Source organism: Plasticicumulans sp., assembly GCF_035331805.1.
Taxonomy (GTDB): domain Bacteria; phylum Pseudomonadota; class Gammaproteobacteria; order Competibacterales; family Competibacteraceae; genus Plasticicumulans.
On record NZ_DAOLKE010000150.1, the window covers coordinates 1 to 8,403 of the forward strand.

An 8,403-nucleotide genomic window follows, 5' to 3' on the forward strand; every position below is an offset into this window, starting at 1 on the left:
TGATGGCCGATGCGACCACGCGCTCGCCGCTCGGGCGGCTGGCGACGCCCGAGGACGTCGGCCGGCTCGCGGCCTTCTACATCGCCCAGACCGGCAACAACATCACCGGCAACATCGGTTTCGTCGACGCGGGCTACCACGTCCGGGGCTGAGGCTGCGTGCGGTGAGGCGCGGAGGCAGGGCGTGAATTCACGCCCTGCCTGCCACGTCGCCCTGGTTCACCCCACCTTCGCACCTTTCCCCTCACGCTTGTCCCGGAACGACGGTCATGAACGACGAAACCCATCTGATCCAGAACCGCACCTTCGACGAGATCGAGATCGGCCAGAGCGCCAGCCACACGCGCACGCTGAACCGCCGCGACATCGAGCTGTTCGCGCTGCTGTCGAACGATCTGAATCCCACGCACATCGACGAGGAATTCGCGCGCGGCGCCAAGTTCTCGCGCGTGGTCGGCCACAGCATGTGGAGCGCCGGCCTGATCTCCGGCGTGCTCGGCACCGAGCTGCCGGGGCCGGGCACGGTCTATCGCGGCCAGACGCTGAATTTCCACGGCGTCGTGTCGGTCGGTGACGTGATCACCGCCACGGTCACGGTCAGCGGCAAGAACGAAGCGGCGCGCACGATCGAGCTCGACTGCCGCTGCACCGACCAGACCGGTCGCGTGGTGCTCGACGGTCGCGCCGAGGTCTACGCGCCGCCGGTCAAGATCCACCGCGCCGCGATCGCGCTGCCCGAGGTGCATTTCAGCGAGCATGGCGCGCGCCACAAGAAGCTCGTCGACGAGGCCGCGCGCCTGCCGGCGATCCCGACCGCGGTCGTGCACCCGGTCGATCAGGTCTCGCTCGAAGGCGCGGTGCGCGCCGCCGAGGCCGGGCTGATCGTGCCGCTGCTGGTCGGACCCGAGGCCAAGATCCGCGCCACCGCCGAGCAGCACGGCCTGCACATCAAGGGTTTCGAGATCGTCGACGTGCCGCATTCGCACGCGGCCGCCGAGACCGGCGTGGCGCTGGTGCGCGAGGGCCGCGCCGAGGTGCTGATGAAGGGCAGTCTGCACACCGACGAATTCATGGGCGCGGTGGTGGCCAAGGCCACAGGCCTGCGCACCGGCCGGCGCGTCAGCCATGCCTTCATCATGGACGTGCCGACCTATCCGAAGCCGCTGCTGATCACCGACGCGGCGATCAACATCTATCCGGACCTGATGGACAAGGCCGACATCGTGCAGAACGCCATCGAGCTGATGCATGCGCTCGGCGTGGCGCAGCCGAAGGTCGCGATCCTGTCGGCGGTCGAGACGGTGACGCCGAAGATCGGTTCGACCATGGATGCCGCGGCACTCTGCAAGATGGCCGACCGCGGCCAGATCAAGGGCGCGATCCTCGACGGGCCGCTTGCCTTCGACAACGCCATCAGCAAGTCCGCGGCCAAGACCAAGGGCATCGTCTCGGTCGTGCCCGGCGAGGCCGACATCCTGCTCGCGCCCGATCTCGAAGCCGGCAACATGATCGCCAAGCAGCTCGAATACCTCGCCGACGCCGCGGCGGCCGGCGTCGTGCTCGGCGCGCGCTGCCCGATCGTGCTGACCTCGCGCGCCGACGGCACGCTGGCGCGCATGGCCTCGTGTGCGGTCGCGGCGCTGATGGCGCACGCCAAGCGGGGGTCGCTGAAATGAGTGACGGCATCCTGGTCCTGAACGCCGGTTCGTCGAGCATCAAGTTCGCAGTCTATGCCGATGCCGCAGACGGGCCGGTCGAGGCCGCGCACGGCCTGATCGAGGACATCGGCGGTGCCAAGCCGCACTTCGTCGCCAAGGCGCCGGATGGTGCGAAGCTGCACGAGGCGCTGCCGGAGTCCGAGCCGAAGTACGACCATGCCCGCGCGCTCGGCGACCTGCTCGCCTGGCTCGGCGCGCATCCGGAACTGCCGACGCCGCGCGCCGTCGGCCACCGGGTCGTGCACGGCGGCACGCGCTACAGCGCCCCGGTGCGCGTCGATGCCGACGTCCGCAGCGAACTGGAGCGCTACGTGCCGCTCGCCCCGCTGCACCAGCCGCACAATCTCGCCGGCATCGACGCGATCCGCGCGCTGAATCCGGATCTGCCGCAGGTGGCGTGCTTCGACACCGCCTTCCACCGCACGCAGCCGGAGCTGGCACGGCTGTTCGCGCTGCCGGCGCAGTACCGCAACGAGGGCGTGCAGCGCTACGGCTTCCACGGCCTGTCGTATGAATACGTCGCCGGGCGCCTGCCCGGGCTGATCGGCGCGCGCGGGCAGGGCAAGGTCATCGTCGCGCATCTGGGCAACGGTGCCTCGATGTGCGCGATCGAGGACGGCAGAAGCGTCGCGAGCACGATGGGCTTCACGGCCGTCGAGGGCCTGCCGATGGGCACGCGCACCGGCTCGATCGACCCCGGCGTGCTGCTGTACCTGATGGACGCGCACGGCATGGGGCCGAAGCAGCTCACCGACCTGCTGTACAAGCGCTCGGGCCTGCTCGGGCTGTCCGGCGTGTCCAACGACATGCGCACGCTGCTCGCCTCGGACGTGCCGGAGGCGAAGCTTGCGGTCGATTACTTCTGCTACCGCATCGCGCGCGAACTCGGTTCACTCGCAGCCGCGCTCGGCGGACTCGATGCGCTGGTGTTCACCGGCGGCATCGGCGAGCACGCCGCGCCGGTGCGCGCGCAGGTCTGCGCGCAGGCGGCCTGGCTCGGCATCGCCTTCGATCCGGCGGCCAACGCCGCGGATGCGCCGGTGATCACGACGGCATCGAGCCGCGTGACGGTCGCGGTCGTGCCGACCGACGAGGAAGGCGTCATTGCCCGGCACGCGCGCCGGCTGACGCTGGGGTGAGGGAGCCCGGGGCGTGAGCGGGCGGTGCCCTGCTCACGCCTCATGCCCGGACTTCCCGTCTCTCCACGTGAACAATCATCGACCGTCCCGCCGGCCGGCTTGTCGGTCGACGGCGCGGGTCGGTACGCTGGCGCCCCCGTATCCTCCCGCTGCAACAGGAATCCTTGCCATGTGCGGAATCGTCGGCGCCATCGCCGAGCGCAACGTCGTCCCGATCCTGCTGGAGGGACTGCGCCGGCTCGAATACCGCGGCTACGACTCCGCCGGGATTGCGACCCTGGATGACGAGCGTCGTCTCCAGCGCGTGCGCGCGGTCGGCAAGGTCCAGGCGCTCACCGACAGCCTGGCGGCGAATCCCGCTCCGGGCCGGCTCGGCATCGCACACACGCGCTGGGCCACGCACGGCGTGCCGAGCGAGCGCAACGCCCATCCGCACGTCAGCGGCAGCGAACTCGCGCTGGTGCACAACGGCATCATCGAGAACTACAAGGATCTGAAGGCCGAACTCGAAGGACTCGGCTATCGCTTCGAATCCGAGACCGACACCGAGGTCGTCGCGCATCTGGTCGCGCGCTACCTGGCCGAGGAGCGCGACCTGCTCGCCGCGGTGCAGCGCGCGGTGTCGCGCCTGACCGGTGCCTACAGCCTCGGCGTGATCTCGCGTCACGAACCGGGCCGGCTGATCGCCGCGCGTCAGGGCTCACCGCTGGTGATCGGCATCGGCATCGGCGAGCACTTCATCGCGTCCGACGTGTTCGCGCTGCTGCCGGTCACGCAGGAGTTCGTGTTCCTGGAGGAAGGCGACGTTGCCGACCTGTCACGCAGTGCGTTCACGATCTACGCGCGCGACGGCCGGCTGGTCGAGCGTGCCCGCGCAACCTCGGCGCAGAGTGCCGGCGTCGCCGACAAGGGGCCGTACCGGCACTACATGCTCAAGGAAATCCACGAGCAGCCGGCTGTGGTCGCCGACACGCTCGAAGGCCGGCTGCACGGCGGCCGCGTGCTGGAAAGCTGCTTCGGCCACGAGGCCGGCGCGCTGTTCGATCAGGTGCGCCAGGTCCACATCGTCGCCTGTGGCACCAGCTATCACGCCGGTATGGTCGCGCGGTACTGGCTTGAAGCCTGGGGCGTGCCGGCCACGGTCGAGGTCGCGAGCGAATACCGCTACCGCGACCCGGTGATCCCGCCCGGCACGCTGTTCGTCAGCATCTCGCAGTCCGGCGAGACCGCCGACACGCTTGCGGCGCTGCGCGGTGCGAAGGCACGCGGGTGTCTGGCGAGCCTGGCGATCTGCAACGTGCCGGAAAGCTCGCTGGTGCGCGAATCGGCGCTGGTGCTGATGACCCGCGCCGGCCGCGAGATCGGTGTGGCCTCGACCAAGGCGTTCACGACCCAGCTGGTGGCGCTGCGCCTGCTCGCGATCGTGCTCGGTCGCCGCCACAGCCTCGACGCGGCAGCCGAGACACAGGCCGTCGCCGAACTCATGCAGCTGCCGGCACGCCTGGAGCAGGCGCTGGCGCTCGATCCGGTCGTCGAGCATCTGGCCGAGACCTTCGGGGCCAAGGCGCACGCGCTGTTCCTCGGGCGCGGCGCGCAGTTCCCGATCGCCCTCGAAGGGGCGCTGAAGCTCAAGGAAATCAGCTATATCCATGCTGAGGCCTACGCCGCCGGCGAACTCAAGCACGGTCCGCTGGCGCTGGTCGATCCGGCGATGCCGGTGATCTGCGTGCTGCCGGACAACGCGCTGCACGAGAAGGTGATCTCGAACCTGCAGGAAGTGCGCGCCCGTGGCGGCGAGCTGTTCCTGTTCGCCGACGAGGCGGTCGATGTGCATCTGGATGGCGACGCCGTGCACGTGCTGCGTATCGCACCGACCCCGGATTCGATCGCCCCGATGGTGTTCACGGTGCCGCTGCAGCTGCTGGCCTACCACGTCGCAGTGCTGCGCGGCACCGATGTCGACCAGCCGCGCAACCTCGCGAAATCGGTGACGGTGGAGTAGGGCGCCGCCGCCCGCCAGGCCGGAATTCCTCCCCCTTTCCCCTCCAGAGAGACCAATGATGGATCTCAGCAACGTCCGCATCGGCCTGATCGGCCTCGGCTACGTCGGCCTGCCGCTGGCCGTCGAGTTCGGCAAGCACTATCCGACCGTCGGTTTCGACATCAAGGCCGATCGTGTCGCCGAGCTGCAGGCCGGCCGCGACAGCACGCTCGAAGTCGAAGCCGAGGAACTCGCGCTTGCCGATCAGCTGAGCTACACGAGCGCGCTCGAAGACATCCGTGCCTGCAACGTCTACATCGTCACGGTGCCGACGCCGATCGACGCCGCCAAACGCCCGGATCTCACGCCGCTCGTGAAGGCCAGCGAGACGCTCGGCAAGGTGCTCAAGCGCGGCGACGTGGTCGTCTATGAATCGACGGTGTATCCGGGCGCGACCGAGGAGGTCTGCGTGCCGATCCTCGAAGCGGTGTCGGGCCTGAAGTTCAACCTCGACTTCTTCGCCGGCTACAGCCCCGAGCGCATCAACCCCGGCGACAAGGAACACCGCGTCACGACCATCAGGAAGGTCACCTCCGGCTCGACGCCCGAGGTTGCCGAGTTCGTCGACCGGCTGTACGGCAGCATCATCGTCGCCGGCACGCACCGCGCGAGCAGCATCAAGGTCGCCGAGGCCGCCAAGGTCATCGAGAACACGCAGCGCGACGTGAACATCGCGCTGATCAACGAACTGGCGCTGATCTTCGGCCGTCTCGGCATCGACACCGAGGAAGTCCTGCTCGCCGCCGGCACCAAGTGGAACTTCCTGCCGTTCCGGCCCGGGCTGGTCGGCGGGCACTGCATCGGCGTCGATCCGTACTACCTGACGCACAAGGCGCAGGAGATCGGCTATCACCCCGAGGTCATCCTCGCCGGCCGGCGCATCAACGACGGCATGGGCGTGCACGTGGCTGAATGCGTGGTCAAGCTGATGACGCAGAAGCGCATGCACGTGGTCGGCTCGCGCGTGCTGGTCATGGGCCTGACCTTCAAGGAAAACTGCCCGGACCTGCGCAACACCCGCGTCACCGACATCATCGCCGAGCTGAAGACCTATCACGCGCACGTCGATGTCTACGATCCATGGGTCTCGGTGGCCGAGGCCGAACACGAGTACGGCATCCATCCGGTCTCGGAGCTGATCGACGGCCAGTACGACGCGATCATCCTTGCCGTCGCGCACAACGAGTTCCGCAAGCTCGGCATCGAGCGCATCCGCGCCCTCGGCAAGCCCGGCGCCGTGCTCTACGACATCAAGTACGTGCTGCCGCGCAGCGCCGTCGACGGCCGGCTCTGAGCTTCGGCCTTCGCCTGCCACCGAAACGCCGCCCGCCCCCGAAGCGGGCGGTTTCGCATCCGTCAGCTCCGGTAAGTCCATGTCAGCGAAGATTCTCTGCGTCGTCGGCGCCCGGCCGAACTTCATGAAGATCGCCCCGATCATGGCCGCGTTCCGTGCCCGGGCCCCGCAACTGGTCGTCAAGCTCGTGCACACCGGCCAGCACTACGACGTGGCGATGAATGACCGCTTCTTCGAGCAGCTCGGCATCCCGACGCCGGACATCTCGCTCGAGGTCGGCTCGGCCTCGCACGCGGTGCAGACCGCCGAAATCATGAAGCGCTTCGAGCCGGTACTGCTTGAGGAACGGCCGGCGGCGGTGCTGGTGGTCGGGGATGTCAACTCGACGATCGCCTGCGCGCTGGTCGCCGCGAAGCTCGGCGTCAGGGTCGTGCACGTCGAGGCCGGGCTGCGCTCGCGCGACCGCACGATGCCCGAGGAGATCAACCGCATCCTGACCGATCAGCTCTCGGACCGCCTGTACACGACCGAGGCCGAGGCGCTCGACAACCTCAGGGCCGAAGGCATCGATGCCGCGCGCGTCTGCTTCGCCGGCAACGTCATGATCGACACGCTGCGCGCCAGCGAGGCGCAAGCCGTACCGGCCGCGCAGACGCTGGCTGCGGCCGCGGATCCGGCTGTGTTCCGGCAGGCTGGCCATGCGCTGCTGACGCTGCACCGACCATCGAACGTCGATGATCCGGTCGTGCTCGCGCGCCTGCTCGGCGTGATCGACGAGGTGAGCCGCGAGCTGCCGGTCGTGTTTCCGGTGCATCCGCGCACGCAGGGCAAGATTCGCGAGGCCGGCCTCGGTGCCGTGCTCGACGGCACGCGCTGGCTGGTGCTGCCGCCGGTCGGCTACTTCGAGATGCTCGGCCTGATGCGCGAGGCGCGGCTGGTGCTGACCGACTCGGGCGGCCTGCAGGAGGAAACCACGGCGCTCGGCGTGCCCTGCCTGACGCTGCGCGAGAACACCGAGCGCCCGATCACGATCGCGCAGGGCACCAACACGCTGGTCGGCACCGACGCCGACGCGATCCGTGCCGCGGTGCGTGAGGTGCTCGCGACCGGCGGCAAGGCCGGGCGCACGCCCGAGCGCTGGGACGGCCATGCCGCCGGGCGCATCGTCGCCGATCTCGCCGAATGGCTCGCTCCGGCCTGACGGCCGCGCCGCCTCCCATCGCCCTTTTGCGGAACCGCAGATCATGAAGATCCTCGTCACCGGCGCCGCCGGCTTCATCGGCTTCCATCTGGCGCAGCGCCTGCTCGCGCGCGGCGATGAAGTCATCGGGCTCGACAACCTCAACGATTACTACGACGTGGCGCTCAAGCGGGCGCGGCTCGCGCAGCTCGAAGCGCAGCCGGGCTTCCGCTTCGTCGGACTCGATCTGGCTGACCGCCCGGGCATCGCCGCATTGTTCGAAGCCGAACGCTTCGCGCGCGTCGTCAACCTCGCCGCGCAGGCCGGCGTGCGCTATTCGCTGAAGAACCCGCACGCCTACGTCGACAGCAACCTGGTCGGCTTCGTCAACATCCTCGAAGGCTGCCGGCACAACGGCGTCGAACACCTCGTCTACGCGTCGAGCAGTTCGGTGTACGGCGCCAATACGGCGATGCCGTTCTCGGTTCATCACAATGTTGATCACCCGGTCAGCCTGTACGCCGCCAGCAAGAAGGCCAACGAGCTGATGGCACACACCTACAGCCACCTGTACGGGCTGCCGACCACCGGCCTGCGCTTCTTCACGGTCTACGGGCCCTGGGGCCGGCCGGACATGGCGCTGTTCCTGTTCACGAAGGCGATCCTCGAAGGCCGGCCGATCGACGTGTTCAACCATGGCCGCATGCAGCGCGACTTCACGTACATCGACGACATCGTCGAAGGCGTCGTGCGCGTGACCGATCGCGTCGCCGCGCCCAATCCGCAGTGGTCGGGGGATGCACCGGACGCCGGCACCAGCTACGCCCCGTACCGGCTCTACAACATCGGCAACAACAACCCGGTCGAGCTGCTGCGCATGATCGAGATCCTCGAGGACTGCCTCGGCCGGCGCGCTGAAAAGAACCTGCTGCCGATCCAGCCCGGCGACGTGCCGGCGACCTACGCCGATGTCGATGATCTCAGCCGCGACGTCGGCTTCGCACCGGCCACGGCGCTGGAGACCGGCATCGC

Annotated in this window: 6 protein-coding genes; all 6 read left to right on the forward strand. The window is 68.8% G+C overall.

The features are described 5' to 3' along the window. The first annotated feature begins 268 nt into the window (after positions 1-268). A complete protein-coding gene (locus PKE44_RS11445) occupies positions 269-1,675 on the forward strand; it encodes a bifunctional enoyl-CoA hydratase/phosphate acetyltransferase (RefSeq protein WP_324551213.1) in 1,407 nt (468 codons plus the stop codon). Further along, on the forward strand, positions 1,672-2,856 hold the full coding sequence (locus PKE44_RS11450; protein WP_324551215.1) for an acetate/propionate family kinase: 1,185 nt from the start codon (positions 1,672-1,674) through the stop codon (positions 2,854-2,856). Before PKE44_RS11445 ends, PKE44_RS11450 begins: the two co-directional genes overlap by 4 nt. 169 nt (positions 2,857-3,025) lie before the next feature. Beyond that, positions 3,026-4,858: a glutamine--fructose-6-phosphate transaminase (isomerizing) gene (glmS, locus tag PKE44_RS11455; protein ID WP_324551218.1), complete on the forward strand. Its 1,833-nt coding sequence runs from the start codon at positions 3,026-3,028 to the stop codon at positions 4,856-4,858. 55 nt (positions 4,859-4,913) lie between these two features. Continuing rightward, complete coding sequence (gene tviB, locus PKE44_RS11460; protein ID WP_324551220.1) at positions 4,914-6,191, forward strand: Vi polysaccharide biosynthesis UDP-N-acetylglucosamine C-6 dehydrogenase TviB; 1,278 nt, start codon at positions 4,914-4,916, stop codon at positions 6,189-6,191. A 79-nt stretch (positions 6,192-6,270) separates the two neighbouring features. Then, positions 6,271-7,392: a UDP-N-acetylglucosamine 2-epimerase (non-hydrolyzing) gene (wecB, locus tag PKE44_RS11465; RefSeq protein ID WP_324551222.1), complete on the forward strand. Its 1,122-nt coding sequence runs from the start codon at positions 6,271-6,273 to the stop codon at positions 7,390-7,392. A gap of 40 nt (positions 7,393-7,432) precedes the next feature. Then, on the forward strand, positions 7,433-8,403 hold a 971-nt coding region (locus PKE44_RS11470), incomplete at its 3' end, for an NAD-dependent epimerase (RefSeq protein WP_324551225.1).

Coding starts and splice junctions, on each gene's coding strand:
- glmS (WP_324551218.1), top strand. CDS start 3,026: ATGTGCGGAATCGTCGGCGCCATCGCCGAGCGCAACGTCGTCCCGATC.
- PKE44_RS11445 (WP_324551213.1), top strand. CDS start 269: ATGAACGACGAAACCCATCTGATCCAGAACCGCACCTTCGACGAGATC.
- tviB (WP_324551220.1), top strand. CDS start 4,914: ATGATGGATCTCAGCAACGTCCGCATCGGCCTGATCGGCCTCGGCTAC.
- PKE44_RS11450 (WP_324551215.1), top strand. CDS start 1,672: ATGAGTGACGGCATCCTGGTCCTGAACGCCGGTTCGTCGAGCATCAAG.
- wecB (WP_324551222.1), top strand. CDS start 6,271: ATGTCAGCGAAGATTCTCTGCGTCGTCGGCGCCCGGCCGAACTTCATG.